Origin of the sequence: Serratia sp. SM04 (genome assembly GCF_040280225.1) — a bacterium.
Lineage (GTDB): Bacteria > Pseudomonadota > Gammaproteobacteria > Enterobacterales > Enterobacteriaceae > Serratia > Serratia sarumanii.
Genome location: NZ_JBEOQT010000006.1, coordinates 224,256 through 246,536, shown reverse-complemented (window position 1 = coordinate 246,536; position 22,281 = coordinate 224,256). Strand labels below are relative to the sequence as shown.

Below are 22,281 nucleotides of genomic sequence, written 5' to 3'. Positions count from 1 at the left end.
ATTTGCCTGGCGGCAATAGCGCGGTGGTCCCACCTGACCCCATGCCGAACTCAGAAGTGAAACGCCGTAGCGCCGATGGTAGTGTGGGGTCTCCCCATGCGAGAGTAGGACACTGCCAGGCATCAAACCAAGCCGAAAGCCCTGAACTGACGTTCAGGGCTTTTTGCTATGCGTAAAACGCAAAAAAGCGCAGCTATGCTGCGCTGTTTCTCCGACAAAACAGCCAGAGAAAAGGCCCCGAAGGGCCTTTGATTAGGGTATGTTTGCTTTTTTCACTTATTATTCGGTTAATGCGAGCTGCCCTGAGAGATGCCCAGCCCGGTTTGCGAACGGACAAACTGAGCCCGGAAGCGTTCCCGCTCTTGCTGCCCGGCCAGCGAGCTGTCGGTGATCGAGAATAGCCAGGTACCGACAAAGGCGACAATCATCGAGAACAGCGCCGGATATTCATAAGGGTAAATCGGTTTTTCATGGCCGAGGATCTGCACCCAGATCGTCGGGCCGAGGATCATCAGAATCACCGCCGTCAACAGGCCCAACCAGCCGCCAATCATCGCGCCGCGGGTAGTCAAACGCGACCAGTACATCGACAGGATGATGATAGGGAAGTTACAGCTGGCGGCGATGGAGAACGCCAACCCGACCATAAAGGCGATGTTCTGCTTCTCGAACAAAATCCCCAGGGCAATGGCGACAATGCCTAGCACCACAACGGTGATCTTGGATACTCTCAGTTCGTCGCGCTCGGTTGCCTTGCCGTTTTTCATCACGCTGGCGTACAGATCGTGGGAAACGGCCGAGGCGCCGGCCAGCGTCAGGCCTGCAACGACCGCCAGAATGGTGGCGAAGGCCACCGCCGAGATAAAGCCGAGGAAGAAGTTGCCGCCAACGGCATTGGCCAGGTGCACCGCCGCCATGTTGGTGCCGCCCAGCAGCGCGCCGGTGGCGTCTTTGAACGCCGGATTGGCGCTGACCAACAAGATGGCGCCGAAGCCGATGATAAAGGTCAGGATATAGAAATAACCGATAAAACCGGTGGCGTAGAACACGCTCTTGCGCGCTTCCTTGGCGTCACTCACGGTGAAGAAGCGCATCAGGATGTGCGGCAGACCGGCGGTGCCGAACATCAGCGCCAGGCCGAGCGACAGCGCGGAAACCGGATCGGACACCAGGCCGCCTGGGCTCATGATGGCGATGCCTTTCGGATGCACCTTCACCGCTTCGGCGAACAGGGTGTTGAAGTCGAAGTTAACCGACTTCATCACCATCAGCGCCATAAAGCTGGCGCCGGACAGCAGCAGCACCGCCTTGATGATTTGCACCCAGGTGGTGGCCAGCATGCCGCCGAACAGCACGTACAGCACCATCAGGATACCGACCAGGATCACCGCCACGTGGTAGTTGAGCCCGAACAGCAGCTGGATCAGCTTGCCGGCGCCGACCATCTGCGCGATCAGATACAGCGCCACCACCACCAAAGAGCCGCAGGCCGACAGGGTACGGATCGGTTTCTGTTTTAGGCGGTAAGAGGCGACATCGGCAAAGGTATAGCGGCCGAGGTTGCGCAGGCGCTCCGCGATCAGGAACAGAATGATCGGCCAGCCGATGAGGAAGCCGATGGAATAGATCAGGCCGTCATAGCCCGAGGTGTAGACCAGGGCGGAGATGCCGAGAAACGAGGCGGCAGACATGAAGTCGCCGGCGATCGCCAGCCCGTTTTGCAGGCCGGTGATGCGCCCGCCCGCGGTGTAGTAATCCTGACGGGAACGGGTGCGTTTGGACGCCCAATAGGTGATGTAGAGCGTGGCGCCGACAAACAGGATAAACATCACGATCGCCTGGATGTTCAGCGGCTGACGATGCACTTCGCCGCCGATGGCTTCGGCGCAGGCCAGACCGGGCAGCAACAGCAGCGCGGTGGCAGAGAATAAGCGCTTCATTGTTTCACCTCACGCAGAATTTCTGCGGTGAGGCGATCGAACTCGCCGTTGGCGCGAAACACGTAGATCCCGGTCAAGACGAAAGAGATCACGATCAGCCCGACGCCGACCGGGATCCCGCGGGTGATGGTCGATCCGGCGGCGATCGGCGTGCCGAGCCATTGCGGATCGAAGGCGATCAACAGAATAAAGCCGACGTACAGCGCCAGCGTAATCAGCGAAAGCAGCCAGGCGAACCGGCCGCGTTTTCTCACCAGCTCTTTAAAGCGCGGGTTTTCTTCAATCCCTTGATAAATGGTGTCATTCATCAGAGTGTCTCCAGTCGGTATTGAGAGATTACGCCGCGCCAGGGCCGCTCAACGGCGCGTTATCCGAATGAACGGCCTGAAGCGGCGTAAATTATGACGGCACTTTCATTGATTGTTTTTCTTCCAACAGCTTGTCGACTACGGCCGGATCCGCCAGCGTGGAGGTGTCCCCCAGGTTGCTGGTGTCGCCGGCGGCAATTTTGCGCAGGATACGCCGCATGATCTTGCCGGAGCGCGTCTTGGGCAGCGAATCTGTCCAGTGCAGCACGTCCGGCGTGGCGATCGGCCCTATCTCTTTGCGCACCCAGTTGCGCACTTCGGTATAGAGCTCCGGCGTCGGTTCTTCGCCGTGGTTCAGCGTGATGTAGGCGTAGATCGCCTGGCCTTTGATGTTATGAGGAATGCCGACCACCGCGGCTTCGGCGATTTTCGGGTGCGATACCAGCGCAGACTCGATCTCGGCGGTGCCCAGACGGTGGCCGGAGACGTTCAGCACGTCGTCGACGCGGCCGGTGATCCAGTAGTAACCGTCCTCGTCGCGACGGGCGCCGTCACCGCTGAAGTACATGCCTTTGAAGGTCGAGAAGTAGGTTTGCTCGAAGCGGTCATGATCGCCGAACAGGGTGCGTGCCTGGCCCGGCCAGGAGTCGACGATCACCAGGTTGCCTTCGCAGGCGCCTTCCTGCGGTGTGCCGACGTTATCGACCAGCGCCGGCTGTACGCCGAAGAACGGCCGCGTGGCGGAACCGGCCTTCAGCTCGGTGGCGCCCGGCAGCGGGGTAATCATGAAGCCGCCGGTTTCGGTTTGCCACCAGGTGTCGACGATCGGGCACTTTGCGTTGCCTATCTTGTTGTAGTACCACTCCCAGGCTTCCGGGTTGATCGGCTCGCCGACCGAGCCCATGATGCGCAGCGAATCGCGTCGGGTGCCTTCGATCGCCTTGTCGCCTTCGGCCATCAGGGCGCGAATGGCGGTTGGCGCGGTATACAGAATGTTGACCTGGTGCTTGTCGATCACCTGCGACAGGCGATTGACGCCCGGATAGTTAGGCACGCCTTCGAACATCAGCGTGGTGGCGCCGCAGGCCAGCGGGCCGTACAGCAGATAGCTGTGGCCGGTAACCCAGCCCACGTCGGCGGTGCACCAGTAAATGTCGCCGTCGTGGTAGTCAAACACATATTTAAAGGTCATCGCGGCGTACACCAGGTAGCCGCCTGTGGTGTGCAGCACGCCTTTCGGTTTGCCGGTCGAGCCTGAGGTGTACAGGATAAACAGCGGATCTTCGGCGTTCACTTCTTCCGGCGGGCAGTCGGCGGAGACGCCCTGGATCAGCTCATGCCACCACAGATCGCGCCCTTCCTGCCAGTAGCCCGGTTTCCCGGTGCGTTGGAACACCACCACGTTGGTGACGCTGACCACGCTGGGATTTTTCAGCGCATCATCGACGTTCTTTTTCAGCGGCACGGCGCGGCCGGCGCGCAGGCCTTCATCGGCAGTGATCACCAGCTTGGCGTTGGAGTCGATAATGCGCCCGGCGACCGCTTCCGGCGAGAAGCCGCCGAAGATCACCGAATGTACGGCGCCGATGCGCGCACAGGCCAGCATCGCGACCGCCGCTTCCGGCACCATCGGCATATAGATAGCCACCACGTCGCCCTTTTTCACGCCGAGCTTTTTCAGCACGTTGGCGAACTGGCAGACGTCATGGTGCAACTGTTTGTAAGTCACTTTTTTGGATTGGGTCGGGTCATCGCCTTCCCAGATAATGGCGGTTTGGTCGCCGCGCTCGGCCAAATGGCGATCCAGACAGTTGGCCGCCAGGTTCAACGTGCCGTCTTCAAACCAGCGAATGCTGACGTGGCCCGGATCGAACGAGGTATTTTTAACTTTGGTATAGGGTTTGATCCAATCCAGGATTTTGCCATGCTCACCCCAGAAAGCCTCTGGGTCTTGAACCGACTGTTGATAATACTCTTGGTATTGTGCCGGATTAATCAGGGCGCGTTCTGCAATTGCAGAAGGAATAGCGTGTTTATGCAGTTGGCTCATAGCTTTTCTCCTTGAAGTTGTTAATGATATGTCAACTGAAGGTTAAGTATAGTTTGCTACGATTCTTTGTTTCTTTTTTGCGCGGCAGATCACGCAACAAAGATATTGATTTGTAATCGTTCTGTCGCATTTGCAGGGCATATCTATCTCTTTGGTGCTTAAATCCCCATAAACCCGCATTTTTAACCAAAAACACTTATATAAAGAACAAAAAAGAATAAACAAAGACGGGGGGGAACTGCCTCGATATTAATAGATACGCGCAGGGTCATAATTATTTCTCGCTATAAATCTTTTTGGATTATTTTTCGCTATTAATATTCGAAGTTGGTATTAACACCATATAACGATGGACGACATATCGTGAAATAACGTTTTATTAACCTTAATTCCTGATGAAAGGTCGGATGATACCTTATGGCATTCGCTCTGCAATATCGTTCGTTTTTTAATCTGAATATAAAGTGGCGCTGCATTTATGGCCGAAAGTGTCACTCGGTCAATTCTCATTTGTTTGATTTTTAAGTAACAAAATATAAACATTTTATGCGGATTAAATATGCAGAATGGGTGAAAAATAACGCATTTTAATGGCGTTCAAAAAATCGTCTCCGGCGTGCTTGTATGCTTCATTGTATGAAAAATTATGTTTTTAATAACAAGCAATTATGCTGTTTGATATAGTAACGCGAAATTTTTGTTATTCGATTCAGCGCTCAACCCTGACAAATCAAGGCTTGCAGAGCATGCCGCCCGGATGATACAGATTTATACTGCGTCGCACCCAGGGCAGGTGAACGCTTCCACTGAATTAACATAAGCCTGTAATAAATGATTAAGTATTCTTTTCGCCGTGTTGCGACTTTGTACGGCGAAAAGGGTCTTTGAGGACTTTTTGGGTATGAAAAGTGTAAAAATTAGCCTGGCTTGGCAAATCCTGATCGCGTTGGTGCTGGGTATTATTGTTGGCGCGGTATTGCACAACCAGACCGAATCTCGTGAGTGGCTGGTCAGTAATATTCTCAGCCCGGCGGGCGATATCTTTATTCGTCTGATCAAGATGATTGTGGTGCCGATCGTTATTTCCACGCTGATTGTCGGTATTGCCGGCGTGGGCGATGCGAAAAAGCTGGGCCGCATCGGATTGAAAACCATTATCTACTTCGAAGTGATCACCACCGTTGCCATCGTGGTGGGGTTGACGTTGGCCAACGTATTCCAACCCGGCCACGGCATCGATATGTCGACGCTGACCACGGTGGACATTTCGCAGTATGAGAAAACCACCGAACAGGTGCAAAGCGGTTCGCACAGCCTGGTGGCGACCATTCTGTCGCTGATCCCGTCGAACGTCTTCTCGTCGATGGCCAAGGGCGACATGTTGCCGATTATCTTCTTCTCGGTGCTGTTCGGTCTGGGGCTGTCGTCGTTGCCGAAAGAGACTAAAGAGCCGCTGCTGAAGGTGTTCAAGGCGGTGTCCGAAAGCATGTTCAAAGTCACCCACATGATCATGCGCTATGCGCCGATCGGGGTGTTTGGCCTGATTGCGGTCACGGTAGCCAACTTCGGTTTCGCTTCGCTGCTGCCGCTGGCCAAGCTGGTGGTGCTGGTGTACTTCGCCATCGCGTTCTTCGCCCTGGTGGTGCTGGGGGCGGTCGCCCGGCTGTGCAACCTGCGCATCTGGACGCTGATCCGCATCCTGAAAGACGAACTGATCCTGGCTTATTCCACCGCCAGTTCGGAAACGGTGCTGCCGCGCATCATCGAAAAGATGGAGGCTTACGGCGCGCCCAAGTCGATCACCAGCTTCGTGGTGCCGACCGGCTACTCCTTTAACCTGGATGGCTCGACGCTGTACCAGAGCATCGCCGCCATCTTTATCGCCCAGCTGTACGGCATCGAGCTGTCGTTGGGGCAGGAGATCGTGCTGGTGCTGACGCTGATGGTCACCTCGAAAGGGATCGCCGGCGTGCCGGGCGTCTCGTTCGTGGTGCTGCTGGCCACGCTGGGCAGCGTCGGCATTCCGCTGGAAGGCCTGGCGTTCATCGCCGGCGTGGACCGTATCCTGGATATGGCGCGCACCGCGCTGAACGTCGTGGGTAACGCGTTGGCGGTATTGGTGATCGCCAAATGGGAGCACCAGTTCGATCGCAAGAAGGCGCTGGCCTACGAAACGGAGTTTCTGGCGCAGAAGGTGAAGCCGGCCAATCAGGCCTAATCGCCGAGTCTCGTCGATGTTAAAAACGCCCCGGGCAGTTGTGCCGGGGCGTTTTGTTTTTATGGCCCTTCAATCTGCCGCTTTCTTTTCTTTGCCCTATTGCGCGACTTGCATCCCCGCTTAACAGAATCTAAAGTGTTACCAAATTAATAGAAATGATAATAGATGTTATTATCATTTTCATTTGATGATGTATGGAGACACGCAAAAGCCGTTGAACGGCGGGGTTACGCCCGTTCGGCGTCTTTATTCGGGCTTATCAAAGGTAGGTAACATGTCGGACACCGCTTTGGCCTCTGAATGGTTGCCGCTGGCGCCAGCGCAGCTTGATTTCTGGGAAGAACACACCTTGCACCCCGGGCAGACCCTGTCCACCGTCGCACACTGCACCGAACTGTGCGGCGCGGTAGAGGAAGAGACGCTCTGCCGGGCGATCGCCACTACCCTCGCCGAGACGCAGGCGTTTGCCCTGCGCTTTGGTGAGCGGCGTGGCGACGCTCCTCCGCCGTTACGGCACGATCCACAACGCATACCGCCATTACAACGCATCGATCTGCAAACGCACGGCGATCCCTGGCAGGCGGCGCAAAGCCTGATGCGCGAAGATATCGCGCAGCGCCGGGCGCTGCACAGCGAGCCGCTAGCCGCCGCCTGGCTGCTCAAGCTGGGGCCGGAGCGCTACCTCTGGTACGTGCGTGCGCACCATATTCTGGTTGATGGCTTCGGCATGGCCTTGATTGAACACCGCTGCGCCGCGTTATATGCGCACTATCTGGGTGAAGGCAGCGCGGGTATTCCCTTTGGCGCCTTTGACGCCTTTCAACAGGCCGAGCTGGCCTACGCTGATTCTGAGCGATGCGAGCGCGATCGGCGCTTTTGGCAGAGCTATCTGCCGCCGTCGCAGGCGCTGCCGACGGTGCGCAAGGGCGGTGAGGCCTATGGCGTGCGGCGTCTAAGCACCCACCACCGGCTGCCGGCGGCGGTATCGCAACGGCTGGCACAGCTGGCGGAACGCAGCGGCATCAATTGGCCCGACTTGCTGGTGGCGCTGTCGGCGGCCTGGCTGTTTCAGGTGATGCCGCGCGACACCCGACAAGGCGATACGCTGCCGATGTGGATGCCGGCGATGAATCGCCGCGGGCAGGCTGCCACCAACGTGCCTTCGCTGGCGGTCAACACGCTGCCGCTGCTGGTGTCGCCACCCCCGTCGGCGACGCTGGGAGATTTTCTGATGACGATGGCGCAGCAACTGCGGGAGCTGCGCAGCCACGCCGGCTACCGCCTGCGTCAACTGGCCGCCGATCGCGGCGTGGAGCCAGACTCGCGCTTCTTTATTTCTCCTTTCATCAACGTGCAACCCTTCGATGCGCCCCGGTTTACCGGCTGCAGCGGCACCCGCCGCGTATTGGCCGGCGGTTCGGGCGACGGTTTTAATCTGACTTATCGCGGCCGCACCGACGCCCGCGATCTGCAGGTCGATATCGATATTTATCTGGAACAGTTCCCGACGGAGGATGTGCTGGACTATGGCGAGGCGCTGCAAGAGTTTCTGTTGCGCGCGCTGCAGCGGGAAGCCTGGGAACAACCGCTGGCGGCTCTGACGGCGTTGCCTGCCTGATAAAGTGCGGGCGGGGGATGTCCCCGCCCGAGTTTTATGGCATCAATTGGCCAGCAATGCCGCCACTTCGCGCGCGTTCTTGCATGGCAGGAGCGAACTGCTTACCAGCCGGGTGCCGAAAGCGTCATTGAGGCGCTCCGCCACCTGTTTGATATGCGGCAACTTCAGCCCCATGGTGATAAACGCCGTCTCTTCCCCCCATTCCGGGCGTGGCGTTACGCCGATCGCCTGCCAGTAAATAGTCAGGATCTCTGCGCTGCGCGCCAAAGGCGCGTTCGGCGGCGGCGCCGCACAGGCGTTCAGCGCCGGCGCGGTTTGCTGGTCGCTCAGATCGGCGCGGATGCGATGGCGGTCGGTTTTGCCGTTGGCGGACAGCGGCAGCGCCTCGGCATGGATAAAGCGCGTGGGAATATGGGTGCAGGGCAGATAGCCGGTGGCGAAGGCGCGGATCTCGGACAGCGGCAGCGGTTTGCCGTCGCGGGTCAGATACAGGGCGCCGAGCGCCGCTTCGTTGTTCTCTCCACTGGGATAGTCCACCACCACCATATCCAGGATCGCCGGATGGCGGCGCAGCACATCTTCGATTTCCGGCAACGAGACGCGCACGCCGCGGATCTTCACATAGCCGTTCACCCGGGTGGCGAACATGATGTTGCCGTCCGCACGGTAGTAGCCCTGATCGCCGGTGCGGAAAGCGCGCAGCGGTTGCCCGTCCGGCCCTTCGAGGGTGACGAAGTCATGCTGCTTCAGCTCCCCCTGCTCCAGATAGCCCAACGCCAGGTTGACCCCGGCGGTATGAATGCGGCCGACCACGCCGGCCGGGCAGTGGCTGCCGTCGTCATCGCAGATGAAGTAGCGGTTGGCCGGCAGCGGGCGGCCGTAAGGCACGGTGCCGCTCTCCTGCGGGGCGATCGGGTGCCAGATGCTCCAGATGGTGGTTTCGGTCGGCCCGCCGAGCGAGAACAGCGCGAGATCCGGGCGCAGGGTGCGCAGGGTTTGCACCGTCGCCGGCTTGATGTAGTCGCCGCCTTGCGCCACCAGGCGCAGCGAACGCAGGCTGTCGGCCGTTTTGCAGGTGAGCAGCATCTCCAGAATGGCGGGCACCGAACACCACAGGGTGACCCGGTGCTTTTCCACCAGCTGGTTCCAGCTGATGGCGTCCTTTTCCTGATGCGGCGCCGGCAGTACCAGCGTGGCGCCGGCGCACAGCGAACCGAACAGATCGAACATCGACATGTCATGGTGCGGCGGCGTGACGGAAATGAAGACGTCGTCGGCAGTGACCGCCCAGCGTTGCTGAGTCTGGTGGACGACGTTGGCGGTGGCGCGGTTGTTGAGCACCACGCATTTGGGTTTACCGGTGGTGCCGGAGGTATACAGGTAGTAGCTCGCGGCCTGGCTGGCGCTGCGTTCCGCCAACGTCTGTTCATCCGGCAGCGCAGGCGCGCGATCCGTCGGCGTCAGCAGGGTCGCCGGCGTTACGCCGATCGGTGTCTCCAGATCGCCGCCGTGCACCACTAGCGTCGGCCGGCAGTTTTCCAGCAGGTAGGCGGTGCGCTCCGGCGGCGAGTTGATATCGACAGGCACCCAGATCACGCCCTGCAGGGCGCAGGCGAGGCTGAAGATGATCTGTTCCGGGCTGCGCGGCAGATACAGCGCCACCACGTTGCCCGGCTGCACGCCGCGGCTCTGCAGGTTGGCGATCGCCGTGGCGATCCGCTGGCCCAGTTCGCGGTAGGTCAGCGTCTGTTCGCCGCAGATCAGCGCGTTGCCGCCGTTTTGTACGCCGAACAGCCGCTCGGCCAGCTGCGCCAAATAAGGATAAGGTGCGTAATTCGCTTCGCTGTCGTTGTGGCGGTAATGCGTCAGATCGATGAAGTCCCGCGGCGCGATCGCCAGGTCGGCCCGTTGGCAGCTGTGCAGGATGCGTCGCTGCAGTGCCGCCAGCATGGCTTCTACCTGCTCGCCGTGCAGCGCCTGCTCGGCGTAGTCCACGCACAGCTGCAGGTTTTTTTCGCTGTCCAGCGTCAGGCGAATGTCGATGGCGACCTGCGGCGTTTGGGTCAGGCCGTCGTGGAAGCGCACCGGCGCCTCGGCCGGCAGCGTTTCCCAGCCCAGGCAGTTGGTCAGGATCACCGGCAGCGCCGGGCCGCCCTGGCTTTGGCCGAGCAACTGCCGCGCCAGATCGACGCCGGAAAACGTCAGGTGGTCGAGCGCGCCGAGCACGTCGTCCTGTAAGGCTTGCGCGCGTTGGATAAAGTCTTCGCCGTGGCGGGAATAGCGCACCGCCACGAAGCTGGAGGCGTTGCCCAGAGCGCCGTCGGCGGCGGGGAACGCTACCGGCACGCCGACGCACAGCTCGCCGTCGGTGGTCCAGTGGGCCAGCGTATCTAGGATCAGCGCCGACAGCAGGCTGTTGCGCAGCAGCGCATGCGGCGATCCCAGACGGCCAAGCCGTTTTATCGTATCGCGCGGCAGCGTCAGGCTGGCGCGGCGATAGCGCGATGAGGTGAGATTGGCGAGCGGGGCGCGCCACGGCAACGCCGACGGCGTGGTGACATCCTGCAGCTTTTCGCGCCAGTAGGCGGCGTCGGCCTGGCGCTGCGCCGCCGATGCGGTGGGGAGCGGCAGCGCGGCGGCGGTCGGCGTCAGAGGGCGATCGTCGAACAGGCGTGCGATCACGGTGGAGATCCCTTGGCCGTCGAGGATCAAGGCATCGAAACTGGTAAAGATCAGCGTATCGTACGGCGATCCCGTCGGATCCTGCTGTTCGGCAAGTTGGATCACGGCGATGCGCCACAGCGGTTGGCTCGGATCGTGGCGCTGGTGGGAGTAACGCTCGCGCAGTTGTTCGACCTGGCGCTGCGCCGCTTCGCCATCAAGGGCGCGCAGATCGTGACGATCCAGATGCAGCGTCACCTCCGGGCGTACGTGCTGCGTGCCGCGCTGCACATCGATGCAGGTGCGCAACGCCGGGTAGTGCTGTACCAGCTCGGTCAGGCGCGCTTCAAAGCGCGGCATATCCGGCTGCCGGGCGCGGTATTCGCGAAAGTCGTGCATCGCCACGCCGCCGAGCGGCCATCGATCGCTGCGGCCCAGAAGATAGGCCTGCTGCAGTGCGGTTAATGCTGTCTCCATGGTACTTCCCTATAGTCGCTAACCGATTAAAACGAGCCGGGCGCCGCGCGCCCGGAAACCGATCTCAGTGCTGCGGCGCCAGCGCGGCGAGCAGCGTTTTCGCATGCCGTCCTGCCTCGGGCGAGCGTTGGCAGATCAGCGCCGCCAGCGCCGCAGGGGAGGAATGCGCCGCCAGATCCTGCGCCGTCAGCGCCGCCGCCAGATACTTGTTGAGCACCGTCAGCAGCGCGTTCACCCCGGCATCCGGCAAGGCCAACCGGCGGATATCGTCGTGGTCGCGCAAGCCGGCCCCGGGGGCCACCCGCGCCAGCAGCCGATGCAGCACCTGGCGCACCGGCGCCTGCTGCGCCAGCGCGTCGGGCGTGCATTGCGCCAACAGCTGCGACAGCGGGCGATCGAACGCCTCCGTTTGCCGCGCGGCCAAGTGCAGCAGCGCCCGGTAACAGGCCAGCAGGCGTGGCAGCACCTGCTCGGGGAACGCATCCAGCCGCACGTCCCAGTTGATCAGAATGCCGTCGTCGACGTGGGCGACCTGCGCATCCAGCGCCACCTGCGGCCCCTGAGAGATGACCCAGCCGAGATGGCCGAAGGTGTCGGTGACCCGTTCGGAAAACAGCGTCTTGCCGCGGATGCCAAAACCGGCGGTAAACACCACCGGCGAAGGCTGCAGGCTGCCGTGCAGGCGCGACAGATCGCGCATCACGCTCACGCCGGGGTAATCCGCATGCTCGATCAGCTCCGCCAGCTGCGTCATCAGGCGCCGGCAGAAAGCGCTCAGATTTTCCGTCGGGTTCAGTTCCACGCCGAGCAGCACCAGGTTAGAGAAATCGCCGATGAGGCGATGCGCGTCCTCCCGTTCGCTCTCGCGGTGGAACAGCGGCACGTTGAGCCGAAAGCGCGTCATGTTCCAACCCTGGCCGACGGCCAGCGCGAACAGCGCTAAAAACAGCGTCGAGAGGGAGGTGTGGTGCCGTTTGGCGGCGCTCTCCAGCGCGCGGCTTTCTTCCGCATTCAGCTGTATGGCCAGGCGATCGCTGCGGCAGCGGTCCGGCGTGCGCAGCAGGCGCGGCGCCGGTGGCACCTGCGCCAGGCGCTCACGCCACCAACGCTGGCCGCGTTCGCGCCGCTGGCGCAGCGCTTCGTCGGCGTCGCGTTGTTCGAGGTGATCGAAGTAGGCCGGCGGCGCGTCATGGGAGGGGGCCGGTGGGCACTGGTGATAAAACGCCGTCAGATCTTCCATCAACAGGCGAAAGCTCATGGCATCGCCGGCGATCATATCGAGATCGACATGCAGGCGGCTGCGCCCTTCCGGCAACAGGCTCAGGCTGATATCGCAGGGCACGCCCTGTTCCAGCGGCAGCAGCTGGGTACTTTTTGCCTGGCGTTTGGCGGCGAGCGCGGCTGCCAGCGTCGCTGTATCGGCGTGCCGCCAGTCGTCGAGATGCAAGGTGTGCCGGGGGCCGGGAGGCGCGATCGTCTGCCGGCCATCATCGGTAATGCGCAGGCGCAACAGCGGATGATGCAGGTACAGCGCATCAACGGCCTGGCGTAGTCGGGCGAGATCCAGCTCGCCGCCGTCGAATTCCGCATACAGGTGGGCGGCCATGCCGCCGAGGGGAGGAGCGGACTGTCGGCCTACCCAATAGGCGGCCTGCATCGTGGTCAAAGCTTTCATCGGGTATCCATTTTGATTCAGCCAACGAGACTGCAAGAATATATCTAAATGTTAATAGGAATGAAAATTATTATTATTTAATCCATTTGGCGCGAAGGTGCTATTTATAAGGGGTTTTAGCGATGCCGGGCAGGTAGGGCTTTGGAGGTGAATGATTTATCTATATTATTCTTAGCATTGAAATGATTGCTTGTTATTGCAGCGCTTGTTTTACCTGCAAAAGTATAAGGATTTCTGGCTGTTTCCGTGCTCGGCTTCTCATCTTTGTTGATAATGATTTGCATTAGAAAATGCAAAATATTATCATTCTTAACACTCTTTTACGTTTTTATACAAGCTGCCGGCCGCTTCGCCGGCGGCTTGGCCGTGGACGGGGCCGCGCTCGTTTGGCCGCGAAAAACATGGGTTTGCCGCAGGGATAAGCAACAGCAAGGCCGGGAAGGCCGCAGCGTCATGGTCTGTGTGAGTGTCGATGTAGGTTGTGTAAAAAAAATCAAATTTTGTGCACCTCTGGGATGAAAGGAGAAGACATCTATGGGCAAGCATTTTGCGGCTCAACGACATGAAAGCGTAGGAAACGGGGAAAAAGCGGGGATGAAAGCCATTGGGGCGTTTTCCTCCGTATTTTTAGGGGTTTGTTCACTGGCGATCGGTAACGTCAACGCGGCGGAAACCAAGAGCAACGAAACCTACCAGGACGCGGAAACGCTGCTGGTTACCGGTGAGAAGATCAAACGTTCCATTTTTGACACTGGCTCCAGCGTCGAAGTGTTCGACAGCAACCGCATCGCCTCGATGCCTAATGCGACACAGGTTCCCGATTTGCTGCGCATGACCCCCAACGTAGTGGATGTCGGCATCGGCAACGATCTGCCAACCGTGCGTGGCGTTGACGGCTCCGGCCCGACCACCGGTGCTGGCGCTTTCCTCAGCGGCACCCGCCCACGCCTCAATCTGTCGTTGGACGGCCGTTCGCTAACCTATAACGAACAAGCCTACGGACCGCAATCGCTGTGGGATCTGGATCGCGTCGAAGTGTTCCGCGGCCCACAAAGTTATATTCAGGGGCGTAACGCCATCGCCGGTGCCATCGTCATGGCCAGTAAAGATCCGACCTTCGAATGGGAAAGCGCCTTCAAGGGCGGGGCTGGCAATCAGCACTCTTCACAGTTGGCGGCCATGGCGTCCGGCCCGCTGGTGGAAGATCAGCTGGCGTTTCGCGTCAGCGTCGATCGCCAGCGCCGCCGCAGCGATGCTGACCTGCCGGCCTATGAGCCAGTGGGCGATCCGCGAGAAGTGGAAGCCACCACTGCCCGCGCCAAGCTGCTGTTCAATCCGGCCGGTTTGCGCGATCTGACCACCAAACTGACCTTTAACCACTTCGGCAGCTCCGCGCCGCAAAACGAAAGCCTCAACCCGCAACCGCATCCTGCGAGTGCGCGTCACGACATCCGCCGGCCGGTGTTCAAAAGCAATGTGAACAGCGGTATCTGGGATCTGGCCTGGGAGGCCTCCGATGGCCTGGCGTTGGAAAACCGCGTTATCTATACCGATTTCAACATTAACCGTGCCACGGCTTATAAGCTGCCGTACGCCGACATCGGTGGCAAAGAGGTGCACGTGGAGCCGGTGGTGCGCTTCGGCGGCGCGGACAGTCGCCTGCACGGGCTGGCGGGGCTGCGTTATTTTCACGCCAAGCAGGATGAGTTCGTCAATATCTTCGGCGGATCGACCTTCAAGGATAAAACCGATACCCATTCGGCGTTCGCTGAGTTGACCTATGCGCTGACGCCGCAGGTGGACGTGACTGCCGCCAGCCGTCTGGAACGCGAACATCGCCAACGCAACGGTGGCAGCCAGGCGGTGCGCATCGACTTCGATGAAACCTACACCGTGTTCCTGCCGAAGTTGGACGTGGCCTGGAAACCGACGGACACTCAAACCTACGGTGCCAAGATCGCGCGCGGTTATAACGCCGGCGGCGCGGGCATTACTCTCAGCAGCCCGATCGTCAGTTACACCTACGGTTCCGAGTATGTCTGGAACTATGAGCTGTACACCCGTCATCATCTGAAAGACGCCAACGTGGTGCTGACCAGCAACGTGTTCTACAACGATTACAAAGACATGCAGCTGCCTTATTACTTGGGTGAAAACTCCAGCGTGATCCGTAACGCCGACAAGGTGGAAACCTACGGCGCGGAAATCGGCGCCACTTGGCAGCCGCGTTGGGACTTCGAGCTGTTCGGTAACGTTGGTCTGCTGAAAACCAAGATCAAAAAGTTCTCGGGCAGCGGCGTGGAAGGGCATGAATTGGGACGCGCGCCGGCTTACACCGCCAACATGGGCGCCAAATATCAGTTCCTGAAAGGGTGGGAAGTGAGCACTAACGTGGCGTTCTCGGACTCCTATTACTCGGCGTATGACAACGATTCGCGCGGGCGCATAGGTTCCTACTGGTCGGCTAACGCCCAACTGGCCTACACCTTCGCCTATGGGCGCGCCACGCTGTTTGCGCAAAACCTGTTCGACTCCGAGCGCCGCATTATGGTTGGTGGCAACGACATCTACACCGCGACGCAGCAGCGCCCGCGCATGGTCGGCGCGGCGGTTGAGCTGAATTTCTAACGCTATCGCGATGACGGGGGACGAATGTCCCCCGTTTTATGCGCTATCCCGGCACGGCCGGGCAGAGGAGATAACGCAGTGATCGGTGATTTTGACAGCATTCTGAGCGATGAAGAGGCCCAGCGGCTGGAGAGCGCGTTTCAGGCGCTGGGCGCGGCGTCGGCGAGCGGCGAGCGGCCGGTAAGCGAAGCCGAAGAACGGGTATGGTTTGCCCATCTGCAGCAGGGTGACGCACGCGGGCAGCGGGCGTTGGCCTGGCGTTTGACGGGGGATGTGGATATCGCCCAATTGACGGCGGCGCTGCAGGCGCTGGTGCGGGAAACGCCGGGCGTGGACGTGCGCTACGTTTTTGATGACGAAAACGGCCTGGTGAAACGCCCCGCCGGCTCGGCACCGTTGCCGGTGAGCCTTCGTCAGGTGGCGGACGAACAACAGGCCATTTGTCGCCTGCTGCAAGCGCAGGCAACGCCGTTTGTACTGGAAAGCGAAGCGCCGCTGCGCTGCCTGCTGTTGCTCACGCCGGGCGATAACGTGATTTTGGGCGTGGTCTTGCATGACATCCTGGCGGAAACGCTGCCGTGGCGTCATCTGCCGGCGATGCTGTCCGCCCGTTATAACGGGGACGCGATGCCTCTGCCTTTCGCGGCGGAGCCGGTCGAGCTGGCGGAAACTCCGGAGCCGCAGCTGCCGTGGGTGCGCCAGGCGGTCTCACTGCAGGATTATCGCAGCCCGGCGCAGCGCGCTGAAGCCTTACCGCCGGTGGGCGCGCGCGTGGTCACGCGCATTGCGCGCTCGCTGTTGCCCGCCAACGACACGCCGCGGGCCCTGCTGGCGGCGGTGGCGGCGCGGTTTGCCGAGTTCGTCGCCGCGCAGGCCGGCGGGCAAGCGGTGCAGCTGTGCGTGCCGGCAGCGGATACGGCGGAGTGCGTCGGCCTGGAGCTGGGCCTGACGGCGCCGCCGCTGATGCGCCTGACCGTACAGCATGGCGAGGGCGACGCCGGGCAGCGGCTGCTGGCGCAAACCGTGGCTGAACAGCCGGATCCGCAACGGGCGCAGCTGCTGGTGGCCTGGCGCGACGATCTGGCCGCAGAGTGGCGGCTGGAAGGCGTTCACGCCGAACGCCTGTTGCTGCCGCCGCTGCATACGCCGTTTGAGCTGGCGCTGCTGCTGGGGTTGCCGGAGGCGGAAGCGCTGACGCTCGAGCTGGTCACCGATCCGCGCCTCTCTCCGCATGTGGCGCCTTTCCTGCTGGAGCAGTTCAGCGCCTTCCTGGCCGGGCAGCGGATTGCCGTCGCATTGCCGGCGGCTGAGTCCGTTTCCCCGGCGATGGCCGCGCCGGCGGCGAACGGCGACGCGGACGAAAGCGTTGCACCGCTGATTTTGCAGGAGTTCCGTGAGGCCCTGGTGGCGCCGGAAATGACCCTGGATGAAGACTTCTTCGATCGCGGCGGCCATTCGCTGGTGGCCACCCGGGTGATCGGCCGTTTGCTGAGCCTGCATCAGATCGAAATCAACATTAACGATCTGTTCAGCCATCCGACGGCGCTCGGGTTGGCGGGCTATGCCAAACGCCTGAACGTTGCGCAGACGAATGCCGCGGTGGCCACCGCCGACGATCATGATCGGGCGCAGGCACCGCTGTCGCTGGCGCAGGAATCGCTGTGGAAGGTGTATGAAGCCTTCGGCCATGACGAAATTTTCAACCTGCCGTTCTCTCTGCGCTTCTTCGATGCGGTGGATGAAACGGCGCTGCGTCAGGCGTTTATCGACGTCATGACTCGCCATACAGTGCTGCGTTCACGCTTCGTCGAGCAGCAGGGCGCGGTGGTGCAGGTGGTGGTGCCGGCCGCCGAGCTGCCGGAGTACCAGTGGTTCCGCTTCTCCCACGAGACGCCGGCGGGCAACGCCGCCGCCCTGTTGGCCGACGCCGGCCAGCACCGGTTCGATCTGGCCGCCGAGCTGCCGCTGCGCGTCACGCTGCTGCGCGATGCGGACAACGGTCAGCAGCTGCTGTCGCTGCTGTTCCACCATGTGGTGCTGGATGAATGGTCGCTCAACCTGATGATGGATGAATTGGGCGTCGCCTACCGCCATCGCGTCGTCGGCCAGGCGCCGCAGTGGAGCGGGCAGCCGCCGCAGTTCCACGCCTTCGCCCGGCAGCAGCGGGCCTCCGGGGTGCAGCAGCAACATCTGGACTACTGGCTCGATGCGCTGCGCGGCGCGCCGGTCGGCCAACCGATCTTCCGGCAAGAGCCATCCACCCACCCGGCGGTGCCGGCACCGGCAGACGTCAACGGCGGCTGGCTGGAGTTCGAGGTCGATCCCGCCGTGGCGGAAGGCCTGTATCAGCTCGCCCGCCGCAACAACGCTTCGCTGTTCAACGTGGTGTATGCCGGGATTACCTCGGCGCTGCGCCTGCTTGGCGGCCCGGCGGATCTGTTGGTGGGCACCTCGACCTCCGGCCGTAACGACGCCGAGTTCTTCGATACCGTCGGCTACTTCACCACCGTGGTGGTGCACCGCGTGCGCTTCGACGAGGGGCTGACGGTGGCCGGGTTGATCAGCCAGGTGAAAAACACCATCAACGGCTCGCTGCCGTACACCGATATTCCGATCGATCTGGTGGAGGAAGGGTTGTTCGGTGTGGACGCCGACCGCAAGAACCACATGTTCGAAGTGTTCATCCAGATCCACAGCCGCATCAAGCTGAACGGCGAGTTCCGGCTGCAGGACGGCAGCGCGATCGCCTACCGCCAGGTGGAGCCGGAAAAAGCCGAGTCGCTGCTCGGCCTGCAGTTTGAGGTGATGGAAGACGATCTGGCCGGGAAGAAATCCCTGCGGGTGATGATGACCTACCGCCAGGATCACTACAGCCGGGAGCAGGCCAATCTAATCGCCGACGGCGTTCAGCACGTCTTTACCCAGTTTGCGCAGCACATCGCTGGCGATATCGCTCTGGCGGCGCTGCCGCCCGGGCCGCAGGCATGACGTTGTTTCACTCTAACCGAAAGCATGATTTTCAAGGAGATAAAAGGATGTCTGGAACCCTAGCAACCCCGCGCGCGTTACTGTCGCTGCTGGTGGCGGCCTCTCTGGTGGTCGCCGGCGCTGCGCAGGCCGACGATGCTGGCATCAAACCGCAGGACATCAAGCGCGAGGCGCTGTCGTCGGCGGTGGTGGAGATGGCCTACAGCACCTCGCAACAGGCGTTGTTCGTCAGCGCGCCGGACTGGAAGGAAGAGGCGCGCTCCCGTGTGCTGCGGCTGGATCCCAACACCCTGGCGATCAAGGCGGAGATCCCGCTGCAGGTGAAAGGCTTCGGCGTGGCGCTGAACGATGCGGGCAATCGCCTGTACCTGACTCAGGGCTTCAACGGCGAAGTCGGGGTGGTGGACACCACCACCAACCACGCGCTGGGCAGCATCAAGCTGCTGGACAAAGCGGTGCTGGAGCAGGCCTACAAGCAGGCGGGCATCAGCGGCAAGCGCCTGGACTTCCTGCTGGCGGAGTTGAAGAAGTTCAAAATCACCGAGGACTACCTGTACCGCATTCGCGAGATCAAGTATGACGCGCAAAGCGGCCGCTTGTTCCTGCCGGGGCTGGGCTTCGGCGTCGACAGCGTGCTATACGTGGTCGATACCAAGGCCGGCAAGCTGGAGAAAGTGATCCCGGGCTTCGGCTACAACGCGGTGGGTATCACATTGGATGAGAAGGGCCGCCGGGTATTCGTCTCCAACATGCAGGGGCAGGTGATCACCCTGAACGCCGACACGCTGGCGATCACCGCCACCCACGAAGTGCAGGCCGATCAGCTGCTGAATCTGGTGTATGATCCGGCGAGTAATCGTCTGCTGGGTGTCGATCAGGGTATCGATCGCGATAACTACCGCAATCATCATCTGGGGCACGACTACGTGAAGCGCAGCAGCGGCCACCGGGTATTCGCGCTGGATGCGGACAGCGGCAAGGTACTGGCCAGCGAGCTGACGGATGAGGTGCCGATCGGCCTGCTGCTCGACGAGCGCAGCCAGCGGCTGTACGTCGCCAACCGCAAAGGCGTGCGCGTGGATCACGGCGCCGGGACGCTGACGGTGTTCGACGCCAAGACGCTCAAGCGCCTGCAAACCGTAGACCTGCCGCCGCACCCTAACAGTCTGGCGTTGGATCCGAAAGGCGACGCGCTGTTCGTGACGGTGAAAAACGACGGCGCTTCCACCAAGGCCGGTAAGCCGGAAAGCGTGGTGCGTATTCAGCTGCACACCAACTAACTGAATATAAATATAAAAAAGGGGCGCCACGGCGCCCCTTTGTCATTGGGTCATGTCGTCAGAAGTGGGTGTTGATGCTCATGTAGTAGGTGCGGCCCGATTCGTTATAGGTGGCTGCGCCTGCGCCATACATGTAGGAGTTGGTTTTCGCGTTACCGACAGTTTGTGCATTACCGGCGCGGAACTGGCGTTTGTCGAACAGGTTGTCGATGCCGGCGGTGAGGCTGACGTTTTTGGTCAAGTCATAAGTCGCGCTGGCGCCGACGATGGCGTAAGGGCTGACCTCGCGGGCTTCTGAGCCGACAGCGCTCTCTCCTTTATAGTTATACTTCTTCGGCTTCTGGCGGCCGTACCAGGTCAGGGTGGACTGCATCGACAGATCCTGCGTGGCCTGCCAACTGAGGGTCGAGTTGACGGTGAATTTCGGGATCACTGACAGGTAATCGCCGGTGGTCTTGTTCTTGTTCTCGATCATGTAGGTGGCGTTGTTGCTCCAGGTGACGGTCTCGCTGACCGGCACGTTCAGCGAGCCTTCCAGCCCCTGCACCACCGCCTTCGGCACGTTTTCCCACTGATAGATATCGGTTTTAAGACTGTTTGAGGAAATTGGCGCGTAGCCAGCCTCAATTTTGTTGCGGTAATCGTTGCGGAAGTAGGTCACGCCGGCCAGCCAGCCGTCGTTATGGAACTCCAGCCCGATCTCTTTGTTAACGCTGGTTTCCGCTTTCAAATCGTCGTTGCCCATCAGATAGCAAGCACCAGCACTGGCTGCACAACCTTGACCACGGCTGTACAGGATATAGTTACCGTTGTTCTGGAACAGATTGGGCGCTTTGTAGGAGCGTGCGATACCCATCTTAAGCGTGAAGTAGTCGCCCAGTTCCTGCGACAGGTTCAGCGCCGGGCTCCAGTTGTTGCCGGATTCGGAGTGCAGATCGTAGCGCAGGCCCGGCGTCAGCATGGTGGTGTCGGTCAGCTCGATATTGTCTTCGGCGAACAGCGAGAAGATATGTGCGGAGGAATAAGGACTACGGTTAGTGCTGTCCACTCCTGGGATCACTCCACCTTCGGTGAGAGACTGGCTGGTGGAGGTGCCGTCTTTCATCCGTTGCTGAGACCACTCGGTGCCCAGCGTGGCGGTCTGGGCGACGCCCAGCTCAAACGGCACGCTGACTTCGCTGTGCGCCAGGAAGTCGTCCAGCTTGATGGTGCCGAAGCCGGTGTTATTGGTGTCGAAGATGCCTTCGGTGCCGCCGGCCAATCCTTCGTTCAGGCGGGTGTTGCGGGTGCGCTCAAACTGCACGTAGTTGTTGGTGCTCACGCCGTTGTCCCAGGCGCCGCGGTGGGTCAGGCCGAAGGTTTCACGGTAGATGCGGTTGGTCTCTTTGCCGTAGTTGCTTTGCACCAGGGCGTTGGTGTTGGTGTTCTGGGTATCGCCGGCGTACAGGTTGCCCTGGCGGCCATAGGCGTACTCGAACTCCAATGACTGCAGATGAGCGAAGTCCCAGTGCAGCAGGGCGTCGATATTTTTATCGACCACACCTTCACGTCCGGCAGGTAAAGTATTGGAATAGCTGCCGGTGCGCTCGGATTGATGGCCTTGGTTAATATCCCAGGCGTCGGCCTGCGTTTTGCTGTAGCCGCCGAACAGACGGAAGCTCAGGGAATCGCTCAACGGGCCGGACAGGCTGAAGTCGGTGCGTTTGGTGGCGCCTTCCTGCTTGTGCTGCGGCACGTTGAAGTAGCCGTTCAGCGAGCCGTGCAGCGCATCGCCGGCCTTCTTGGTGATGATGTTGACCACGCCGCCCGCGGCGCCGTTGCCGTAGCGCGCCGCGGCAGGGCCGCGCAGCACTTCGATGCGCTCGATCATTTCCGGCGGCACCCAGGCGGTATCGCCGCGCGAGTCGCGCTCGCCGCGCCAGCCCTGACGCACCGAGTTGCGGCTGGAGGCCGGTTTGCCGTCGATCAGAATCAGGGTGTTTTCCGGGCCCATGCCGCGGATATCGATCTGGCGGTTGTTGCCGCGCTGGCCGCTGGTGGAGTTGCCGGTCAGGTTAACCCCGGGCATGGTGCGGATCAGTTCGCTGATGTCGCGCGCCGGCGGGCGTTTCTTGATCTCATCGGCGGTGATGGTGGACACCCCAGGCGCCTGCAGGTTCTGCCGGGCGGCGGTCACGACGATGGTGTCTTCGCCGCGCGGCTTTTTATCCGCTGCGCCGCTGTTTTCTTCCGTGGTGGGGGTGTCGGTCTGCTGCGCGGCGTTGGCGAACGCGGACGCGCCCAATCCCAAGCCGATAAGAGTGGCTAAAGAATAACGTGATAGCTTGCTTTTCATCTGAGTGTCCTACCTTGCTGCCATCCCTCGCCGAACGGGGGGAAGGGCGGTTGTAGTTTTTGTGTAGTCGGAAATAGAAAATCGGCTGCGGCAAGGGATGCCA

11 protein-coding genes and 1 rRNA gene are annotated in these 22,281 nt (G+C 60.8%); 6 read left to right on the top strand and 6 right to left on the bottom strand.

All coding sequences use genetic code 11. The features are described from left to right. Positions 1-5 precede the first annotated feature (5 nt). A 5S ribosomal RNA gene (gene rrf, locus ABTW55_RS11615) occupies positions 6-121 on the top strand. Positions 122-287: 166 nt separating this feature from the next. Here rrf and actP read toward each other — a convergent pair. The 3 genes from actP to acs form a co-directional block, all read right to left on the bottom strand. After that, the gene (gene actP / locus ABTW55_RS11610; RefSeq protein WP_041037522.1) at positions 288-1,940 is read right to left on the bottom strand and encodes a cation/acetate symporter ActP; all 1,653 of its coding nucleotides are present in this window, start codon (positions 1,938-1,940) and stop codon (positions 288-290) included. After that, complete coding sequence (locus ABTW55_RS11605) at positions 1,937-2,248, bottom strand: DUF485 domain-containing protein (protein WP_004930047.1); 312 nt, start codon at positions 2,246-2,248, stop codon at positions 1,937-1,939. The genes actP and ABTW55_RS11605 overlap by 4 nt, the downstream gene beginning before the upstream one ends. Before the next feature lie 91 nt (positions 2,249-2,339). Then, positions 2,340-4,298 carry an acetate--CoA ligase gene (gene acs / locus ABTW55_RS11600; RefSeq protein ID WP_033649947.1) on the bottom strand — a complete coding sequence of 653 codons (1,959 nt, stop codon included), beginning with the start codon at positions 4,296-4,298 and terminating at the stop codon, positions 2,340-2,342. Between the two features lie 901 nt (positions 4,299-5,199). On the opposite strand from acs, the gene gltP reads away from it, so the two are divergent. Further along, complete coding sequence (gene gltP, locus ABTW55_RS11595; RefSeq protein WP_015376334.1) at positions 5,200-6,516, top strand: glutamate/aspartate:proton symporter GltP; 1,317 nt, start codon at positions 5,200-5,202, stop codon at positions 6,514-6,516. Positions 6,517-6,790: 274 nt separating this feature from the next. Beyond that, complete coding sequence (locus ABTW55_RS11590; protein ID WP_033655144.1) at positions 6,791-8,134, top strand: condensation domain-containing protein; 1,344 nt, start codon at positions 6,791-6,793, stop codon at positions 8,132-8,134. A 42-nt stretch (positions 8,135-8,176) separates the two neighbouring features. Here ABTW55_RS11590 and ABTW55_RS11585 read toward each other — a convergent pair whose 3' ends face one another. Together ABTW55_RS11585 and ABTW55_RS11580 are read right to left on the bottom strand one after the other, a co-directional pair. Then, the gene (locus ABTW55_RS11585) at positions 8,177-11,272 is read right to left on the bottom strand and encodes an amino acid adenylation domain-containing protein (protein ID WP_060423870.1); all 3,096 of its coding nucleotides are present in this window, start codon (positions 11,270-11,272) and stop codon (positions 8,177-8,179) included. 64 nt (positions 11,273-11,336) lie between these two features. Next, positions 11,337-12,947: a condensation domain-containing protein gene (locus ABTW55_RS11580; RefSeq protein WP_060423873.1), complete on the bottom strand. Its 1,611-nt coding sequence runs from the start codon at positions 12,945-12,947 to the stop codon at positions 11,337-11,339. Between the two features lie 534 nt (positions 12,948-13,481). Between ABTW55_RS11580 and ABTW55_RS11575 the strand changes: the two genes are divergently transcribed. The 3 genes from ABTW55_RS11575 to ABTW55_RS11565 all read left to right on the top strand — a co-directional run bounded on the left by ABTW55_RS11575 (position 13,482) and on the right by ABTW55_RS11565 (position 19,843). Further along, entirely contained in the window at positions 13,482-15,575 is a 2,094-nt protein-coding gene (locus ABTW55_RS11575) for a TonB-dependent receptor (protein ID WP_060423875.1), read from the top strand. A gap of 78 nt (positions 15,576-15,653) precedes the next feature. Further along, positions 15,654-18,563 (top strand): condensation domain-containing protein, encoded by a 2,910-nt coding sequence (locus ABTW55_RS11570; RefSeq protein ID WP_060423878.1) that lies wholly within the window; start codon positions 15,654-15,656, stop codon positions 18,561-18,563. Positions 18,564-18,610: 47 nt separating this feature from the next. Further along, positions 18,611-19,843: a YncE family protein gene (locus tag ABTW55_RS11565; RefSeq protein ID WP_033636746.1), complete on the top strand. Its 1,233-nt coding sequence runs from the start codon at positions 18,611-18,613 to the stop codon at positions 19,841-19,843. Between the two features lie 58 nt (positions 19,844-19,901). Here the strand turns inward: ABTW55_RS11565 and ABTW55_RS11560 are convergent, their stop codons facing one another. Next, on the bottom strand, positions 19,902-22,178 hold the full coding sequence (locus ABTW55_RS11560) for a TonB-dependent siderophore receptor (protein ID WP_041037534.1): 2,277 nt from the start codon (positions 22,176-22,178) through the stop codon (positions 19,902-19,904). Positions 22,179-22,281: the final 103 nt, after the last annotated feature.

Coding starts and splice junctions, on each gene's coding strand:
- ABTW55_RS11575 (WP_060423875.1), top strand. CDS start 13,482: ATGGGCAAGCATTTTGCGGCTCAACGACATGAAAGCGTAGGAAACGGG.
- ABTW55_RS11605 (WP_004930047.1), bottom strand. CDS start 2,248: ATGAATGACACCATTTATCAAGGGATTGAAGAAAACCCGCGCTTTAAA.
- ABTW55_RS11565 (WP_033636746.1), top strand. CDS start 18,611: ATGTCTGGAACCCTAGCAACCCCGCGCGCGTTACTGTCGCTGCTGGTG.
- ABTW55_RS11560 (WP_041037534.1), bottom strand. CDS start 22,178: ATGAAAAGCAAGCTATCACGTTATTCTTTAGCCACTCTTATCGGCTTG.
- acs (WP_033649947.1), bottom strand. CDS start 4,298: ATGAGCCAACTGCATAAACACGCTATTCCTTCTGCAATTGCAGAACGC.
- ABTW55_RS11580 (WP_060423873.1), bottom strand. CDS start 12,947: ATGAAAGCTTTGACCACGATGCAGGCCGCCTATTGGGTAGGCCGACAG.
- ABTW55_RS11585 (WP_060423870.1), bottom strand. CDS start 11,272: ATGGAGACAGCATTAACCGCACTGCAGCAGGCCTATCTTCTGGGCCGC.
- gltP (WP_015376334.1), top strand. CDS start 5,200: ATGAAAAGTGTAAAAATTAGCCTGGCTTGGCAAATCCTGATCGCGTTG.
- actP (WP_041037522.1), bottom strand. CDS start 1,940: ATGAAGCGCTTATTCTCTGCCACCGCGCTGCTGTTGCTGCCCGGTCTG.
- ABTW55_RS11590 (WP_033655144.1), top strand. CDS start 6,791: ATGTCGGACACCGCTTTGGCCTCTGAATGGTTGCCGCTGGCGCCAGCG.